Source organism: uncultured Nostoc sp. (assembly GCF_964245445.1).
Taxonomy (GTDB): domain Bacteria; phylum Cyanobacteriota; class Cyanobacteriia; order Cyanobacteriales; family Nostocaceae; genus Nostoc.
Map to the genome: position 1 here is coordinate 1 of NZ_CAXTNE010000137.1, position 17,400 is coordinate 17,400.

Annotated in this window: 15 protein-coding genes; 5 read left to right on the plus strand and 10 right to left on the minus strand. The window is 41.9% G+C overall.

The features are described 5' to 3' along the window. The first annotated feature begins 101 nt into the window (after window positions 1-101). Window positions 102-869 (plus strand): circadian clock KaiB family protein, encoded by a 768-nt coding sequence (locus tag ACFE90_RS21595; protein ID WP_375504139.1) that lies wholly within the window; start codon window positions 102-104, stop codon window positions 867-869. Window positions 870-1,227: 358 nt separating this feature from the next. On the opposite strand, the gene ACFE90_RS21600 is transcribed toward ACFE90_RS21595, so the two are convergent. From ACFE90_RS21600 to ACFE90_RS21620, 5 genes are all read right to left on the minus strand, one after another. Further along, window positions 1,228-2,142 carry a M23 family metallopeptidase gene (locus tag ACFE90_RS21600; RefSeq protein ID WP_375504141.1) on the minus strand — a complete coding sequence of 305 codons (915 nt, stop codon included), beginning with the start codon at window positions 2,140-2,142 and terminating at the stop codon, window positions 1,228-1,230. A 208-nt stretch (window positions 2,143-2,350) separates the two neighbouring features. Then, window positions 2,351-2,788: a DUF6918 family protein gene (locus ACFE90_RS21605; RefSeq protein ID WP_375504143.1), complete on the minus strand. Its 438-nt coding sequence runs from the start codon at window positions 2,786-2,788 to the stop codon at window positions 2,351-2,353. A gap of 320 nt (window positions 2,789-3,108) precedes the next feature. Beyond that, entirely contained in the window at window positions 3,109-6,456 is a 3,348-nt protein-coding gene (locus ACFE90_RS21610; RefSeq protein WP_375504145.1) for an efflux RND transporter permease subunit, read from the minus strand. A 179-nt stretch (window positions 6,457-6,635) separates the two neighbouring features. Next, window positions 6,636-6,848, minus strand: a complete 213-nt coding sequence (locus tag ACFE90_RS21615; protein WP_375504147.1) for a hypothetical protein — start codon at window positions 6,846-6,848, stop codon at window positions 6,636-6,638. Window positions 6,849-6,938: 90 nt separating this feature from the next. After that, window positions 6,939-8,585 (minus strand): mechanosensitive ion channel family protein, encoded by a 1,647-nt coding sequence (locus ACFE90_RS21620; protein WP_375504149.1) that lies wholly within the window; start codon window positions 8,583-8,585, stop codon window positions 6,939-6,941. A 389-nt stretch (window positions 8,586-8,974) separates the two neighbouring features. Between ACFE90_RS21620 and ahcY the strand changes: the two genes are divergently transcribed. From ahcY to ACFE90_RS21635, 3 genes are all read left to right on the plus strand, one after another. Continuing rightward, entirely contained in the window at window positions 8,975-10,252 is a 1,278-nt protein-coding gene (gene ahcY, locus ACFE90_RS21625) for an adenosylhomocysteinase (RefSeq protein ID WP_375504151.1), read from the plus strand. Between the two features lie 307 nt (window positions 10,253-10,559). Continuing rightward, window positions 10,560-10,976: an element excision factor XisH family protein gene (locus ACFE90_RS21630; RefSeq protein WP_375504153.1), complete on the plus strand. Its 417-nt coding sequence runs from the start codon at window positions 10,560-10,562 to the stop codon at window positions 10,974-10,976. Further along, the gene (locus tag ACFE90_RS21635; protein WP_375504155.1) at window positions 10,964-11,299 is read left to right on the plus strand and encodes a XisI protein; all 336 of its coding nucleotides are present in this window, start codon (window positions 10,964-10,966) and stop codon (window positions 11,297-11,299) included. Before ACFE90_RS21630 ends, ACFE90_RS21635 begins: the two co-directional genes overlap by 13 nt. Before the next feature lie 252 nt (window positions 11,300-11,551). Here the strand turns inward: ACFE90_RS21635 and ACFE90_RS21640 are convergent, their stop codons facing one another. The 3 genes from ACFE90_RS21640 to ACFE90_RS21650 form a co-directional block, all read right to left on the minus strand. Further along, the gene (locus tag ACFE90_RS21640; protein ID WP_375504157.1) at window positions 11,552-12,820 is read right to left on the minus strand and encodes a bifunctional sterol desaturase/short chain dehydrogenase; all 1,269 of its coding nucleotides are present in this window, start codon (window positions 12,818-12,820) and stop codon (window positions 11,552-11,554) included. 411 nt (window positions 12,821-13,231) lie between these two features. Then, window positions 13,232-13,672, minus strand: a complete 441-nt coding sequence (locus tag ACFE90_RS21645; RefSeq protein WP_375504159.1) for a hypothetical protein — start codon at window positions 13,670-13,672, stop codon at window positions 13,232-13,234. Window positions 13,673-13,969: 297 nt separating this feature from the next. Then, window positions 13,970-14,827, minus strand: coding sequence for a DUF72 domain-containing protein (locus ACFE90_RS21650; RefSeq protein WP_375504161.1), 858 nt, complete (start codon window positions 14,825-14,827; stop codon window positions 13,970-13,972). A gap of 506 nt (window positions 14,828-15,333) precedes the next feature. Here ACFE90_RS21650 and ACFE90_RS21655 point away from each other — a divergent pair. Further along, window positions 15,334-15,828, plus strand: a complete 495-nt coding sequence (locus ACFE90_RS21655; RefSeq protein WP_375504163.1) for a hypothetical protein — start codon at window positions 15,334-15,336, stop codon at window positions 15,826-15,828. A gap of 133 nt (window positions 15,829-15,961) precedes the next feature. On the opposite strand, the gene ACFE90_RS21660 is transcribed toward ACFE90_RS21655, so the two are convergent. Beyond that, window positions 15,962-16,660 (minus strand): pentapeptide repeat-containing protein, encoded by a 699-nt coding sequence (locus tag ACFE90_RS21660; protein ID WP_375504165.1) that lies wholly within the window; start codon window positions 16,658-16,660, stop codon window positions 15,962-15,964. A gap of 163 nt (window positions 16,661-16,823) precedes the next feature. Further along, a complete protein-coding gene (locus tag ACFE90_RS21665; protein ID WP_375504167.1) occupies window positions 16,824-17,318 on the minus strand; it encodes a hypothetical protein in 495 nt (164 codons plus the stop codon). Window positions 17,319-17,400 lie beyond the last annotated feature (82 nt).

A 17,400-nucleotide genomic window follows, 5' to 3' on the forward strand; every position in this document is an offset into this window, starting at 1 on the left:
CCCCACTCCCCACTCCCAAATATCTTTGTCATCCTGGTTGCGGTTATAGCTAAGGTAAAAGGTAAAAGAGAGAATGTTTTACTTTTAGCTTCCTAGCCTCTGTGAATAACTTGACGACAAACAAACTATCTACACCCCAGTTGTTTAAAGGCATAGCCCTATTTACACCTGGAGGAGATTTAATTTACTGCATCGACCCTAGCAAGCAAGGTCGATGGCATTTGCATTTGTGTTCGGCTTTGCAAGAAATCCTAGATTTACCAGAGCCACCGCACTTTTTAGTGCCTTGTTATACTGCAACTATTGACCACTGGTTAGATCCACGCACTCAAAAAGTGCGTACTTTTGCTGAAGCTTATCCGGCTGTAATTAGACATCAAGCTTTGCTTAATGCGATTTTTGCCACAGGGGAGTTAGTATGGCAAGCAGCTCCTTGGCAAGAGGGGTTGTGCGATCGCATGGTATTAACAACTTATCGATCCTCATTCCCGCAGCTTTGGGAGGATCACGACTTAATTGTTCGTTTAGACCTTTCTGAACCTGTGCCAAAATACCACCAACCAGTAATAGTACAAAAAAAGGAAGCCATCACACAAGGCTATGTTCTGCGATTGTTTGTTGCCGGACATAGTAGTACCACTGAACGCATTTTGCAAAATTTACACCAATTGTTGGAGCGATCGCTGGGACATCCTTATACTTTGAAAGTGATTGATGTTTTAACTCATCCAGAACAAGCAGAACTCAATCAGGTTTCTGCAACCCCTACCCTTGTCAAAGTTTGGCCGCATCCAATTCGGCGAATCGTTGGAGAGTTGGATCATGTAGAAAAGATTTTACAGATGTTAGCTGCTAAGGAAAAATTTTAAGTTTTATAACGAATTGAGGGTTAAAAGTGAAATGCAGAGGTTTGATGGGTGGCAATTGTGTTCGCTAGAAATGAAAGAAAGTCTGTACTAAGCTCATGGATAATGAACTCATCTGCTGCCCCTGTTGTACCAGAATTCCGCTTGCAATCAACTAAAATCCCTATTAGGGATTGAAACTTTGAGTTTTAGTACCTCCACTTGGGCGATCGCATTGCAATCAACTAAAATCCCTATTGGGGATTGAAACATTTGCATTAAAATGGTTCACTTGAGGTAAAATCCTTTTTCCTATTCCAATCAACTAAAATCCCTATTAGAAATTGAAACGCACTGCTTACCGTATCCTCTATTAATTGCATTATGGCGATTTTGTTAAATTATAAAATCTATCAGAACGCATCTGAGTACCATTTCGCCAAACTTCCACTTTTTCAGGACTGACTAAATAATAAAAACTACCATTATCTGCTCGATATCTGCCTTTGCCAATATTTAAAGCTGCGATTTTTATAGGCTTAGTAGGCTCTTGTTTCAACTGCCCAATATAAAATAACTGACCATTTTCTTCACAGACTTTTACACGAATACTTGCAGTCTCACCCTCAATCATGGTAACTCCATTGCATTTAGTGTCAGTGCTAGCAGGTGCAAAACCTATTGGAATTGGCTGTGAAGGTGAAACTTGCTTTGCTCCTGGGGGTGTCGAGACTGGACGGTTCAGGTTATCCACTTGCTGAACTTTAGAAGCAGAAGCAACACTTGCAGTTAAGGATGTTAACAGACGAAGGGGGTCAACTGCTATTCGACCATTTGGATGAACTTCAAAGTGCAGATGAGGCGCTGTACTATTGCCTGTAGATCCCATCTCAGCAATAATTTGACCTTGAATGACCTGTTGATCTTTGCTCACCAACAAACGGCGATTGTGACCATAAACAGTGATACTGCCGTCAAGATGTTTAATAGTTATAGCATTGCCTAATCCCCAATTATCCCAACCTGCTTTGATGACTGTACCAGATGCAGCAGCAACAATAGGAGTTCCAGATGCCCCTGCAATATCAATTCCTTCATGTTGATATTTGCGGAAGCCTTGAGAAATAAACCCTTGAGTTGGCCAGATTAAGTTAGAAGCAGGGATGGGAGTTTGCCCAATTGGGGAATCGTCCGCCAACTGTGTTAGGGCAGATGTATTTGTACTTAATACGGCGGTTAAGGATATTAACCCAATTAGTCCATAAGTGCGGTATCGATAAACAGTAACTTTTTTCATAAATAGAAAGTTAATTCAAACAATAATTCAGATAGTTTCTGATTATTTGCTCTTTCAAGCTGACTCGGTAAATATCAGGAAATTTAGCAGATATAACATCTCTAAGACCCTGGACACCTTGGCCCTACAAGTGTAATCTTTTCCCCGTATGCCAGCCACCGACGCATCGAACGGTGGCATACGTTTGTTGTGATTCTTCCCTTCTGGCTCAGGACTTAGTGTAGTTATCGATTACTTTAGCTAAGTCTGGCACTGCTTCTTCTACGTGCTTTTTGGCTGAACCGCGAAATTTTTCATAGGTTCCTCGCACGATTTGGCGCTTGGCGTTCTTGACTCTAGCATCGGTGACACCGAGTAGCGCGTCTGCCGTCTGAGAGCGATTCGCATTCAGGTATTCAATTGGATTGCCTTTCTGTACGCCTTCACTCCAGATGGGATCAAGTGCTGTGAAGCACTGCGGCAGGATCTGCTCAACGACGTAGGGGATATAGCCTGGCTTAACCCCTTTCAGGGCGGCGAAGGCAGTTTTTAAAGCGATGCCGCTCATGCCTGACTTGGATGCAAGCTGTCCTTCTATCATGTTGCAACAGTCATTTATGACCATAGCCTTTTTGGTCGGGTTCAAAAGTCCCTCAGTAAGTCCCATTTCACTTTTCCTTATCTAAGTACTTAATTTCTATTCGACTAATTTTTTTAGCAAGCAGGAAATTACAGAAAATGGTATCAGAGTTAGAGGATGTTATGGACATGATGTTATGGACATAAGGAATATAGCCTTTTTGTAGGAGGCAATAGAAGTCCATTGGTGTCAATTTAAGCTAAAAGCTAGCCAAGGCTAGTTTTCTTTGGTTGATCTCATCTCCATAGTGCGTTTTTTCAATGTCTTAAATACCCCCAACCCCCCGATAACTTGGGGGGCTAAGAGTCTCTTAAAGTCCCTTTTTAAGGGGATAGACTTAAGGGCAATCAGGTTATCCCATCCTGCTGAGACCTGAACTGTGTCTCTGGCTGACTTGAGCCAGCAGGCAAAACTCTGTGTTCAGATCCTGAAGTTCCATTTGGAGAATCTGGAGGTTTTGAGCCACCTGATCGCTTCTGATAAAATACAGCCTGGGCCAAGCTCTTAACCAAAATATACAAAATTGGCACTAAGAATAAACTCAAGAACGTTGAAAGCATCAGCCCCCCAAACAGCGCTGTTCCTAAAGACCAACGGCTGCTGGCTCCAGCCCCCTGAGAGATCACCAAGGGCAAAAATCCTAACAGCGCGGCAAAGGAAGTCATTAAGATCGGTCGCAGACGTTCTTCCCCCGCTTTTACCGCCGCCCGCGTGTAGCTCATGCCCTGCTCATGCAGTTGATTGGCAAATTCCACAACCAAAATCGCGTTCTTGGCGGCTAGACCAATCAAAGTCACCAGACCTACTTGGCAATAGATATCATCCACTACTTTGGGGAAAAGGCTACTTGCCATGAAAATATTGGAACGTAGCCAAATCGCTGTCATCGCTCCCAAAACTGCCAAGGGAACTGTCAGCAAAATAATGATCGGGTCAATGTAGCTTTCATACTGAGCTGACAGCACCAGAAAGACAATAATGAAGGCGAAGGCAAAAATCAAGCCCGTAGATCCCCCAGATGTCTTTTCCTGGAGATAAGTCCCTGTCCACTCATAACCAAACCCTTGAGGTAACATTTCTGTTGCTAGTTGCTCCATTGCTTTAATCGCCTGTCCAGAACTAGCACCAGGAGCCGGAGCGCCCTGGACTTTGATTGACCTGTACAAGTTGTAATGGGAGATGGTTTTCGGTCCCACAAAGGGAGTAACTTTCACCAGATTGCTCAATGGAATCATCGCCCCACTTGCAGAGCGAACATACAGCTTGCCAATATCATCTGGATTAGAGCGGAAAACCCCATCTGCTTGGACATATACTCGATACTGTCGCTGTCCCTGCACAAAGTCATTTACATATTGCGACCCCAAGTAACTTTGCAACGTTCCAAAAATATCGTTGAGTTCGACGTTGAGAGCTTTGGCTTGGTTACGGTTCACTTGGATGTCAAATTGAGGAGTGTCTGCGGTGAACTGAGTGAAAACTCTTTGGAGAGCAGGGTTTTTATTCGCCGCCCCAATGAACTTTTGAGCGGTATCAATCAAGGTTTGAATCGGCGCACTTCCGGTTTTATCTTGAATGATAAACTCAAAACCACCTGTAGTACTTAATCCTCTCACCGGAGGAGCATTCACAGCGATCGCTCTAGCATCTGTAATTGCAGAGAGCTTTTTGTTTATCCTCTGAAGTATTCCATAGACAGACTCAGATTCTTTAGGTCTATCTTTCCAGGATTTCAGGTTAGCAAAGGCAATGCCTAAATTAGAAGCATTGCCATCGAAACCAAAGCCACTGATCATAAAACTAGCTTGAACTTCGGGAAGCGATGTTACTTCTTTAACAACCCGATCCATCACAGATTCGGTGTATTTCAAAGAAACCCCATCAGGCCCTTGGACAATTACAAAGAAGTAACCCTGATCTTCCTCTGGAATAAACCCAGTAGGTACTGCTTTGTACATCAAAGCCGTTGCTACTAAACCAGTGATGAAAACCCCAATTACAATCGGCTTGATATGGGTAAGGTAGCTAACAAACCTGACATAGCGGCGCGTAAACCAGCTAAATCCCCGATTAAACTGCCTAAAAAACCACCCCAAAGGGCCCCGTGGAGTCTGAGCAGGGCGCATGAGGATGGCTGCCATACTTGGAGAGAAAGTTAAAGCATTGAAGGTCGAAATGGCAATAGAGCAAGCAACGGTTAACCCAAATTGTTTGTAGACAATCCCAGTTGTGCCCGGAATGAATGTAACTGGAATGAATACCGCCATAAGTACAAGTGAAGTGGCAATGATTGCTCCAGTTAACTCTTTCATGGCTTCCATCGCAGCCTCCAAGGGTCTCAAGCCCTGCTCCAGTTTGACTGCAACTGCCTCCACCACAATAATGGCATCATCGACAACAAGACCGATGGCCAGGACAAAACCAAACAAAGTCAGTGTATTAATCTGAAATCCCAAAACCAAAAGAGCCGCACAAGTTCCAACCAGGGAAACGGGGATCGCCACAGTGGGAATGATCGTGGTACGCCAGTCTTGTAAAAAGACAAAAATTACCAAGACCACCAGAATAATAGCTTCAACCAGAGTATGTAGAACTTCTTCTAAAGAAATTTCTACAAATGGAGTGGTATCAAATGCCACCTGTCCTTTTAGTCCAGGTGGAAAACTCTTCTTTAGTATTTCGATCTGGTTTTCAACTGCATGGGCAACGTCCAAAGCATTACTACCGGGAAGTTGATATATCCCCAAACCCACTGCTGGCTTGGGAGCATTTCCTGGGATGGTGAATTTGGCATCAGCCAGATAGTTCTCTGCTCCCAGTTCAACTCGACCGATATCTCTGAGCTTAACTAGGGTGCTATTGCGGGTGCTATTACTGCTGCTATTAGTGGTGCTGGTACTATTAGTAGTGCTATTAGTGCCACCTTGACTCACCTTCAGCACCATATCCTCAAATTCAGCCGCATCTTTAAAACGACTGGTTGCCCGTAAAGCAAATTCAAAGCTTTGATTATCTGGTGCTGGTTCCTTACCAATTGCCCCTGCACCCACCTGAATATTTTGTTCTTGCAGGGCAGTTGTCACATCTTGAGGAGTTAGTTGATGTTGGGCAAGCTTATTGGGATCAAGCCAAAGACGCATAGCATATTTGCGCTCCCCAAAAATTGTGGCTTTTCCTACACCCGGCAACCGTTTGATCTGATCAAGAATATATAAATCGACATAGTTGCTGATAAAAATGTTGTCATACTCATTGTTCTCTGAGTAAAACCCATAAACAAGAAGGAGACTGCTTGATGCCGTTTCAACGGTGACACCTGTTCGTTGAACAGTATCTGGCAATTGAGGTGAAGCAAGTCCTTCTTTATTTTGAACGTTTACTTGAGCAATATCGCTATTGACATCAGTTGGGAAGGAGACAGTTATATTGCTAGAACCATCATTACCCGTATTAGAAGAGATATAAGATACATCTTTGACACCATTAATTTGTCGCTCAATGATGTTGGTAACAGTGCTTTCTGTTGTTTGAGCATCCGCACCAATATTATTGGAGGTAACGGTGATTTGCACTGGGGCGAGGTCTGGTAGCTGAGAAATGGGAAGTATCGGAATACAGATGCTTCCCAGCAGCAAAATGATGAACGTGCAGACCGTCGTCAGTACTGGACGTCTGATGAAGGTATTGACAAACATAAATTAGGGAATTCAAGACTTGTTAGTGAGGTAGTAGCTTTTTATTAATATAAGGATTATTAAGGCTTAGTGTTAGATATTGGGGATTGAGCATGGGGCATGGGTTATTCCCTTGTCCCCCTGCTTTGCATCTACGGTATACACACAAGTTTTCTACTAAAGCTGCCCCACACTTTGACCTACAATGCCAATGCATCGACTGACAATGCCATTGTATCGACCGACAATGCCAATGCATCGACTAACAATGCCATTGTATCGACTGACAATGCCAATGCATCGACTAACAATGCCATTGTATCGACCGACAATGCCATTGTTTTGACTGACAATGCGATTGTTTTGACTGACAATGCCATTGTTTTGATCAAATTTCTATAAAACTTACCCATAAAAGCTCCTCCCTTTTTAGTTAGGGGGGAGTGTGCTTCGCGCACGCTACGCGAACGAGGTTTCAGGTTTTGAGTACGTAAGCCCTGTTTCTAATTAGCTTTGCCATTACCCTGAAAATTTAACGATTGCTCATCATTGACCCAAATTGCTTGTTGAGGCACAGAAATGGAAATTCCAGCTTGGTCTAGGGCAACTTTTAGGCGGCGGCGAAACTCTCGTGCTACATCCCATTGTTTGAGGGGCTGTGTTTTAATCCAGACGCGAATAATCAAACCGCGATCGCCAAATTGATCTATTCCCAAAACTTGCGGCGGTTCCAAAATTTGAGGCTGCCATTGGATTTCTTGATTCATCTCCAAACCAATAGTTTCAATCAACTTCAAAGCCTTTTCTGTATCGGCTTGGTAAGCGATGGGGATTGTTAAATCGGCTCGTGACCAACGACTAGAAAGATTGGCAACAACTTTAATTTCACCATTGGGAATCGTGATCAAGCGCCCTTCCGAATCCCGTAGTTGGGTCATCCGCAGATTCAGATTTTCTACTAAGCCTCCCACGTCTCCCACAGTAATCACATCGCCTAAAGCGTACTGGTCTTCTAGAATGATCAAAAAACCGTTAATCGCATCTTTAATTAAGTTTTGCGAAGCTAGAGACACCGCAACACCAACTAAACTTGCACCCGCTAGCAAGGGAACGATATCTATCCCCAATGACACCAGCGCTAGTAAGAAGCCTACTCCTATGCAGATACCAGTAGCAATGCTTTTAGTCACGCCAGAAAATGTGGAAACTCGCACTTGCAGCCGTTCAGAACTCTCTGGAGTCAATAAAGCACCACTGCTGATCAGAGTGGAGGCGAAGCGGTCAATCAGAGCATAGCTGAGACGAATAGTTACATAAGTTACTAGTAGCACAACACCTAATCGTAAAGGAAATTGGGCGGCAGTCAGAATCGTCACTTGAAATGTTCGCGTGTAGGGAAATAAACCCAAGATAAAGAAACTCCCACCTCCCCAAATTACGGCTTGAGTTAGCTCAAACAATCGTTTCTTGGCTTCTTGGATATGGTGCTGTTGCCGTTGATTTAGTTGTGTTGTAATTGGTTGATCTGTTGGTGTTGAGGGGTTGAAGAGTTCCCTTTGGGGTTGGGAGGCAATGGGATGTACTGAATCCTTTCTGGAACGCCTCTGCCAGGTATATACCCCCCAACTCATGATAATCATTGCCAGTCCAATGCCCGCAGCAATTTTACCTTGGTCAATTAAAGATTGAGTTTGTCTTTCTTGCTTTGCTTGTTGCAAGTCTTCTTCTAACGATTCTTTGACTTGATTTGCCGATGTCGATATATCTACCTGTCGCAGTCCCGCATCCTCAGAAGTAACGGTCATTAGATATTGATCGTTGACATAAATTACTGGTAATTCGTTTACTTTGCGAACTTCTACCTTGACTGGTGTTTTCACTGGTGATTGAAAGTAATTTTGGCCAATTTTCTCCAACTTCTTTTGGATGTCTTCTGAACGCTCAGGAAAATTGGTTCTTGTTGCCGCTATTTGAAATAACCGACGACCATCTAAATAAATCCAGCCTGAAACAACTCTGTTATCTGAATCATTACTCACGCTGCTAGGAGCTTGCAGTTGCGGTAAAAAAGGAATCTGGGCTGTGGCTTTTGGCACAGATACAACGCCTATGGCCATTGAACTAGCGATCGCCAAAAATTGAAAGCGCACTCAAACACCTCCTTGAGTAAAATCTATTAATCACTATTTCAACTATCCTGCGTAATTACTTTGGGTAGATGTACCTATCTAAAGTTAAGGTTTTCTCTGAAAATGATAAAATTTTGATGTTTTTTTGTATGCATTCTATCTCTAGAGAGATGACGATGTACTTAAAATCAGCAGGTAAAGGTTAAAAGGTCTTACTTTTTCCAAAGATAAAACAAAAAGGAAGAACCTGGGGATGAAGTTGACATTATGCTGATCAAACGTCAAGCTAGTTTTGAGGACTATTGACTAGTAATTTGCTTTTCTTAGAAGCAAAAATCGCCAGTCGTAGAATAACCTAGTAGAGTGCGTAAAATTTACGTAGCTTTTTTTATTTTTTGAGGTAACTTTTGATGACCGCAACTTCTCCCCGATTAAAGCACGAGGTTAAAGACCTCGGCCTAGCTGCCTTGGGAAGACAGCGTATTGAATGGGCTGGACGCGAAATGCCAGTTTTGCGGCAAATCCGCGATCGCTTTGCTATTGAGAAACCCTTCACTGGTTTACGCCTTGTAGCTTGCGCCCACATTACAACAGAAACAGCACATTTGGCGATCGCTCTGAAAGCCGGTGGTGCAGATGCGCTTTTGATTGCTAGCAATCCCTTATCAACACAAGATGACGTAGCAGCTAACCTCGTCGTCGATCATGAAATTCCCGTCTTTGCTCAAAAAGGCGAAGATAACGCAACTTATAACCGCCACGTTCAAATAGCTTTAGATCATCGCCCCAATATCATTATTGATGACGGTAGCGATGTAGTTGCAACTTTGGTACAAGAACGCCAACACCAAATTGCTGATTTGATTGGCACCACCGAAGAAACCACCACCGGTATTGTGCGGTTACGCGCCATGTTTAGAGAAGGCGTTCTTACCTTCCCCGCAGTCAACGTCAACGACGCCGACACCAAGCACTTCTTTGATAATCGCTATGGTACTGGGCAATCAACCCTAGATGGCATTATCCGCGCCACAAATATTTTGTTGGCTGGTAAAAACATTGTCGTCGTCGGTTATGGCTGGTGTGGTAAAGGTACAGCCCTCCGTGCCCGTGGGATGGGTGCTAACGTCATCGTCACCGAAATCGACCCCATCAAGGCAATTGAAGCCGTAATGGATGGCTTCCGTGTCCTGCCAATGGCTGAAGCTGCACCCCAAGGTGATATTTTTGTCACTGTAACTGGTAACAAGCACGTCGTTCGTGGTGAACACTTCGATGTCATGAAAGACGGTGCGATCGTTTGTAACTCTGGTCACTTTGACTTGGAACTTGATTTGAAATACTTGGCTGCACAAGCTAAGGAAATCAAAGAAGTTCGTCCTTTCACTGAAGAGTACAAGTTGAAAAATGGTAAATCAGTTGTCGTTCTCGGACAAGGACGCTTGATTAACCTAGCTGCGGCTGAAGGACACCCTAGCGCAGTTATGGATATGAGTTTTGCAAACCAAGCTTTGGCTTGTGAATTCCTGGTGAAGAATAAGGGTAAGTTGGAACCTGGTTTGCACTCAATTCCTGTTGAAGTCGATCAAGAAATTGCTCGGTTGAAGTTGCAGGCTATTGGTATCACGATTGATAGCTTAACACCCGATCAAATTGAGTACATCAATTCTTGGACTTCGGGTACTTGATCCTTTGATTAGTTGATTTTTTGGGGATAGGCGTTTTGCTTATCCCTTTTTTTTGTGTTTCTCTCGTAGAGATACAGAGGCACAGAGAGAGGATATAATAGGATAGAGGACAATACAAGTTCAGATAAGACCAAAACACTTGTAGAGACGGCGATTTATCGCGTCTCGAAAACCCAAAATTTTTGCCAGTAGCCCTTAACCCAAGCGTATTAGGATAGAGGCTGTTATTGTAAGTTTGTATGTCAGCAAAAGATTTTTTTCATAGTGCCGTAATTTCCCAAGTTAATATATTATAAATTTAGCCCCTATGCCAGCTAGAGACATTTATCATAATGCCGTTAGAAATGCCCTGGAAAAAGATAGTTGGCAAATTACCAAAGATCCATTTCTTCTCAAATGGGGTACAAGAGATTTATATATTGACTTAGGTGCAGAAAAACTTATAGCCGCCGAAAAAAGCGGAGAGAAAATAGCAGTAGAAATTAAAAGCTTTATAGGCGCTTCTCCAGTCACCGACTTAGAAAATGCTTTAGGACAATATATCTTATATTACGATATTATCACTCGCTTAGAACCCGACCGCCGCTTGTATCTGGGTATTCGTCAAGAAACCTATTCAGAACTATTTCAAGAACCAATTGGTAAAATATTATTAGAAAATCAACGCCTTTGTTTACTTGTCTTCGACTCAAAACGAGAAGTGATACTGCAATGGATATCTTAGATAATTATCGCCAAATCATTCAAAAGATATTAATCGAATACGCCCAACTTACCTATGCTTACGGAGAACTAGAAAGACAACTAATTATAGACAAAACCGCTAACCATTACCTACTATTAACACTAGGCTGGGAAAATAATCAACGGGTGCATGGTTGCTTAGTCCATCTTGATATTATCAACGGCAAAATCTGGATTCAAAGAGACGGTACAGAATACGGTATAGCCAACGAACTTGTTAACGCTGGTATTTCTAAAAATCAAATTGTTCTTGCCTTTCAACCAGCCGATATCAGACAGTATACTGAATTTGCAGTTACTTAATTAAGCATAAAAGCTGCTGTTAAATCGGGAATAGCCATTGCTATAACTTAAATCTATCAACTTGATAGACTAGAAATATCCCTAAAGACACATCTCATGTTAACCGTAACAGTTGATGAAATCCAGCGAAATCTAACTTTAAAATAATCAGCACTCACTCGGAGCGATGCCTGCGGCGGACTACGCCTACGCATAACTACACGCGATAGGAGCAATTGATGAATTGCCCCCACCTGAAAATAAGGGTTTCGGCTATTGTTTGCGTAAGTGCTGTTCACTTTTCGCTGTCCGGCTGAAGACTCGATAGTATAGCGACGTACTAATTTCCTTTAAGGGAAACAGCAGATAGGTGAGAGGATTTATTGCCACAATGATATTTCGGAAGTCTCGCCGAGCGAAAAACAAGATCGCACGAGCAACTTGCTGTGCAGACATCACTCCATAAGGATTCAGTTGACTCTTAAATGGGCCAAGAATTAACTTGCGAATTACACAATCCCCGTCCAAACGCTTCAGGGTAACAATATCTCCTAGCGATCGCTTGCTGAGTTCATAAAGCGGACTCAGTGCTGGAGAAACCTCAGCCTCAGAAGTGTTTACCCAGATTTCCTTCGTCGCTTTTGCTTGTGGCCCTGTTACGGTTGTCAAAAATATATCCATCAACCGCAATGCTGAAAAGGTATTTACTTCATAGGAGGTATTGATAGCCTCCGATGTGCGGCTGGCGTAGACATTGATTCCGTGGTTGATAATTAAAATATCTACTTTCTCTAAACTATCTCTCAAATTGGCTTCATTACCCAACTGCCAAGGAACCACTTTCACCCCAACTTGCTCTACTAATTTTTCTGGATTAGTCGTTAATGCCACGACTTTAGCATTATTCTTTACAAGTTCAGCCGCTAATGCTTGTCCCAACGCTCCTGATGCTCCGGTTAAAGCGATGGTTTTACCTTTAAGAGACAGTCCTGTACCAAGAATTTTATCCACTAGAGGAAAGACACCACTGTAGTAAGCGTTGACATCATCAAAATGATGCCGCCAATGGTAAGACCGATTCACCCACCAAATGGATGGTATTGTCTCTAAAGGGCCGGGTAGGTGGTTGTAGTCTGTATCAATTTTTCCCTGAAAATATCGTACAGACGCGCCATACAAGAAGGTGCAACCATAAGCTACTCCCAGCCATAACCCCATTTGCTGGACAATTAAGGCAATGACTACCAATACCACTAGCAGTAGACTCGATTCTAAAATGTCGTGATAGAGTTGGGATTCTTGGTAAACTTTCAGAGAAACTATGGATAGATCACGGCGATAAGCCATGTGGTGCTTGTTGTGCCATTTAGCAAGCCAATTGACTTGGTGACACAAAGCATGGTAGCTGTCTCTCAATACCTCAGCTAGTAAAAGTGAAAAAAGTCCCCAACTAACAAACTGCAAGCTGGCATTTAGCCAAACCCAATTAATTTGTAATCTTGTCTCAATTCCAATCAAGTTTTCAGCTAGCATTTTTATCATATTTGTCTATACTCGTTTTTCTTAATCATTCTTCATGATCTGATAAAGGTGCGTTAAGGTCGAGTCTAGAGCAAATAAAAATCAAATGGAATAGGGAATGAAGAATGCGAAGTAGGGGGAGTGTCAGAAAGCAATATTCAATGTCCCCCGATCGCTCATACTACCAACCGTCCGAATTTAGCTACAATATCCCAGTTCAATAGAGCAAAAACCAAGGTTAACCAATTGCAATTGAGATAACGATCGCAGCAGCATAAATACTTAATTGCCAACGTGTGGGGCGAATAACTTCGGCTCGTGCTGCTTCTGGCACAAATGGAAAATCCATAGCATATTTTAACTTAGTTAGGTACAGAAGTTAGTTCTTAAAACCAGAATAAAGCTTGTTTTAAGGACTAACTACTGCCTTCTTCAAATAGCTCTTTGCCGCACATGTTCCCCATTAAGCCCTTGCTTAATCCAACTCAGGCATTCATATTCGGATTGGAATAATTTTGGAGCTGCAATATTATTCAATAACTCTGGTGGATAATGGTCATAAAAATATTTGTCTCCTTCTTGGGAAATAATTATCAAATTGTTTCGGTAAATGTAACGAGACTTAAAATTATCCTTCCGGCTAACAAACTCTGAATTTTTATCAATATGTTCTTTAGCAACATCAATGATATTACTAAGGTTACTTCCATAGATTCCTGCTGGATTTTCTGCTTTATGAAATTGGCTTGTGTGCCCAACCTCTGATAGCAATTTATAGGAATAAATCTCGTAATTATCAATTTTCCCAAACACAAATGGAATAATAAGATATCCTTTGTAAGAGACTGAATTTTCATAAAGAAGACGACTCATTTCAACCTCCTTTGGTGTAACTGCTCTAAAAAAATTCCCTTAAATCACATTTACATTAAAAATCAATACTTTTCTGTTAAATATATTCATTATCACCTAAACCATCATTGCCATTTTACAAAGAGGACTATTACCCCTTTTGGCAAGCAAAAAGGAATATCAAGCTTTAACAATAAAGTATCGTAACACTAATTATTGCTCTTTTTTAATTACTAAACATGAGATATTTTGTAAAAGTTAAAAAATTAGAAATCTCATTCTGTGGGACTACTCCCCCTACTGCTTACGTCCTGCCTTTCAAGACCATAAAGTGAGTTGATTGGGGGGATGCTCAAGGTTATTCCAAGGTAGGGGTGGAACTGGTGTGTGACTCTGTTCCAATAGCTGTTGAAAGTGACGGGCTGTGCTAGGCGATCGCGCTTCTATTGGACAATGGACAAAGAAATAAATTCGCACTCCCATTTGCAACCATTGCTGAATCTGTCTCACCCACTCTTCCATAAACGGCTGATTCACTGATAAATTTGGATGCGAAATAAATCGAATCAGAGTAAAAGGTGCTGTGACACTCAATTGCAACGGTAATTTGGGTTTACGTCGTTCCGATTGCAACTGAGGGTCATCATCTCCAGTGTAAATGGGGCGCGAGTCTAACAATACCCGTCCCACACCGAGCCTTTCTAAAAGTGTCGTCAAATTACTTGCATGGGGTTCTCTAAACCAATCGGGATGCCGAACTTCCAACGCTAGGGGTGCTTCTGTACGTGGCCAAGCTTCCAGAAAGTTGGTCAAATCGTCAAGCAATGTAGGTGCATAACTGGGTGGTAACTGGGCAAATATTGGGCCAAGACGTTTACCTAAAGGACGCATCCCTTCCAGAAATTTTAATGCAGCCGGAATATAAGGTTTCAGCAATCCTTGATGGGTAATATCTCGCGGTAATTTCAAACAAAATTCAAAACCTGCTGGTGTTTCGGCAGCCCAACGGGTTACAGTTTCTTGGTTAGGCACGGCATAAAAGGTGGTGTTACCTTCTACAGTGGTGAAGCGACGACTGTAGAGATGCAGAAAATCGGCAGTGCGAGTGCCTTGGGGATAGAGTTCGCCCGCCCAACCTTTATATGCCCAAACAGCACAACCGATAAAAAAGTTCACAGTGCCTAAAAGCCTTGATGTATCATATTCAATTTTACAGGCAGGTTGTAGGGATGGATCAAGCTAGGTCAGATTTCCGACTTCTTGAAGGATACTGCTGATCATTAAAATTACAAATTGCTTTCTCATTTCAGTAGATTCAGCAAGCAAATCTCAGTTTGTTTATTTTAGACTTATATTAAAATCCAAACCAGGCAGTAAGTATATACTTAGATTAATTATTTTAGACTTATATTAAAATCCAAACTAGTTAGTAGATATTGGTTGTACATAATATTTATATATCTAATATTCTTATTAGATATGTAACTACTTTTGCAATCAGATTACTCATATCCTCGATAAGTAGGATAGCTCCTAATACTGCTCGGCTAAGGAAAAAACTAGGCTAAAACCCTTGAAATATTCTTATTTAGAATGCCCAAAATAGGCTTAACCGAGAAGTCTTGGGATAGCTTACTTAAAGGAAAAGTTGTAATTTGAATCAAAAATTTAGGAGATAAAAGATGAATGCTTCAAAATTACACGCTTCTTTATTACGCAGCAGCTTTACATTAAGCTTATTGTTTGGAGGACTGATGATTTTTGCCGCGTCGGCAAGAGCACAGGTAGCTGGTAAAAGCTACGATGTTACAATTACTTTACTGAGTACAGGCAATACGGAGCAAGCCTGTTTTCAGTTCGATAATGTCAACACGCTGACTGTTACGGAGCCGGGTGGAAATACGATTCTTTTCACCTTTGCTCCTAGAACACCGAATAGGACTGGTGCAAATGAATTTAGGTGGCAAGCTGTCTCTACAACTCAGAATTTTGGAGTGAGCGGCTTAGAAAAGGTCTTAGGTCTTCTCAATCCGGTATCTAACTTATTAGACGGTAATATTGTTAGTCAAGGGGGTGCTACTTTAACATTCCGGGGACAGGCAAAAGCCATTTGCACACCATTTAATATACTTAGTGGGCCTAATAATGGTCAAGGCGATATTTTGCAGCAGTTGTAAATCTGTTGCTCAACTTCTATACTCATTTATTTTGGTGTTTTGGGCAAGCATTAAAGCATATTGAAAAAGCAATATGCTTTAATGCTTGTTCATTTGAATAATTCATATTTTCTGTATCATAGCGCAGCCTCAGCTATTGATAAATTGAACCATCAGGCATAATCGCCCCTGCTAAGTTAGTACCAACTAGTTTAACTAAAAGGCGCTCACCAGAACGAATCCGCGCTCCTGTCAAGTCGGCTCCTCGCAAGTCGGCCCCACTGAGATCCGCTCCAATCAAATTAGCAGCGCGTAAATTCGCCTCCCTAAGATCCGCTAAAAGTAGGTTTGCCCGAAATAAATTTGCTTCAGATAAATCCGCCCCTCTGAGGTTGACTTTGTGCATAAAAGTATCGCTGAGATTAGCACCACTCAAATTGGCATAACTCAGATTTCTGCCAGATAAATCTTTATTGCTCAAATTTGCCCGACTGTAATCTTTGCCACTCAAGTCTGAGTTTTGCTTTGGTGGTTTCTGGGTTGTTTGAGATGGTTTTTCCTGTTGAGGTGGCGGTGAGTGTGGTTTCTGGATTGTTTGAGATGGTTTTTCCTGTTGAGGTGGCGGTGAGTGATGTGTGGTTTGATGTTTGGTTTTTAAAGAGCGCAATTTTTCACGAGCTTCATTTATGGCTTTCAGCTTGTCTTGTGCTTTCTGCTGTAAACGGAGATTGTCTTTGGGAATGCGATCGGGATGCCAAACAAAGACTAAATCTTTGTAAGCCTGGTTCACTTCTTCAAGTGTTGCCCCAGGCTCTAATTCCAAAACTCTATAGTAATGCTCCAGATCGCTCATACGATATTTTGGTGGACAATCAACTTAATTATGAGTGATGGAGCCATTTATTCGCTGCATTATTTGTTATTGATCATGGGGCATTGGGCAGGAGGCACGAGGCAGGAGGCAGAAGTTCTTTAATTTTTAATTCTAAATTTTAAATTTTTAATTGATTTCTCCCTCATCTCCCCATATCCCCATTTCTCCATCGAGCGATCGCTCTCAAATATGCTGCAACTGGAATCTGATAAATTTCAATTACAATCCAAACAATAATTGATAAATGTGATAAGAAAGTTAATATCGTCCAAATATATGGTGTCCAGGTAATGGGTTCTTTAAGATTAGCAGGGAAATAGTAAGCTACTATGCCAATTAAAGTAGTGGGAAGAATTACAAAAACTGCTGCTGCTAGTCCATAACCCCAACCTAATTCCACACCTTCCAACTGGCCTTCTGTCCAATTAAACCCATTCCAACGCCAAATTAAGGGTGGTTGTCTAGAAGGCATCTTAATTTGCTCTAGTTCTAAGTTGACTGTAAAAATCTCTTGGCAAAAGTCACAAGCCATAGCTTCCATCATTGGCATGTGAGAAATCTTACCTATCCGACAGACTGGGCAGGGGTAAACTCCATAATAGTCGAAAGATTGGGCTAAGATTTTGGAACTGGGCATAATGAAACTGATGATCCTAAAAAGTTAATCTGGTCAATGAAGACTTGGGTAAGAATAATCTATGGCGATTGTCAATTGTCTG

What these genes read in the sequence shown, in the direction of transcription:
- ACFE90_RS21600 (WP_375504141.1), bottom strand. Translation starts at nt 2,142, where the DNA reads ATGAAAAAAGTTACTGTTTATCGATACCGCACTTATGGACTAATTGGG.
- ACFE90_RS21605 (WP_375504143.1), bottom strand. Translation starts at nt 2,788, where the DNA reads ATGGGACTTACTGAGGGACTTTTGAACCCGACCAAAAAGGCTATGGTC.
- ACFE90_RS21610 (WP_375504145.1), bottom strand. Translation starts at nt 6,456, where the DNA reads ATGTTTGTCAATACCTTCATCAGACGTCCAGTACTGACGACGGTCTGC.
- ACFE90_RS21615 (WP_375504147.1), bottom strand. Translation starts at nt 6,848, where the DNA reads ATGGGTAAGTTTTATAGAAATTTGATCAAAACAATGGCATTGTCAGTC.
- ahcY (WP_375504151.1), top strand. Translation starts at nt 8,975, where the DNA reads ATGACCGCAACTTCTCCCCGATTAAAGCACGAGGTTAAAGACCTCGGC.
- ACFE90_RS21630 (WP_375504153.1), top strand. Translation starts at nt 10,560, where the DNA reads ATGCCAGCTAGAGACATTTATCATAATGCCGTTAGAAATGCCCTGGAA.
- ACFE90_RS21635 (WP_375504155.1), top strand. Translation starts at nt 10,964, where the DNA reads ATGGATATCTTAGATAATTATCGCCAAATCATTCAAAAGATATTAATC.
- ACFE90_RS21640 (WP_375504157.1), bottom strand. Translation starts at nt 12,820, where the DNA reads ATGATAAAAATGCTAGCTGAAAACTTGATTGGAATTGAGACAAGATTA.
- ACFE90_RS21645 (WP_375504159.1), bottom strand. Translation starts at nt 13,672, where the DNA reads ATGAGTCGTCTTCTTTATGAAAATTCAGTCTCTTACAAAGGATATCTT.
- ACFE90_RS21655 (WP_375504163.1), top strand. Translation starts at nt 15,334, where the DNA reads ATGAATGCTTCAAAATTACACGCTTCTTTATTACGCAGCAGCTTTACA.
- ACFE90_RS21660 (WP_375504165.1), bottom strand. Translation starts at nt 16,660, where the DNA reads ATGAGCGATCTGGAGCATTACTATAGAGTTTTGGAATTAGAGCCTGGG.
- ACFE90_RS21665 (WP_375504167.1), bottom strand. Translation starts at nt 17,318, where the DNA reads ATGCCCAGTTCCAAAATCTTAGCCCAATCTTTCGACTATTATGGAGTT.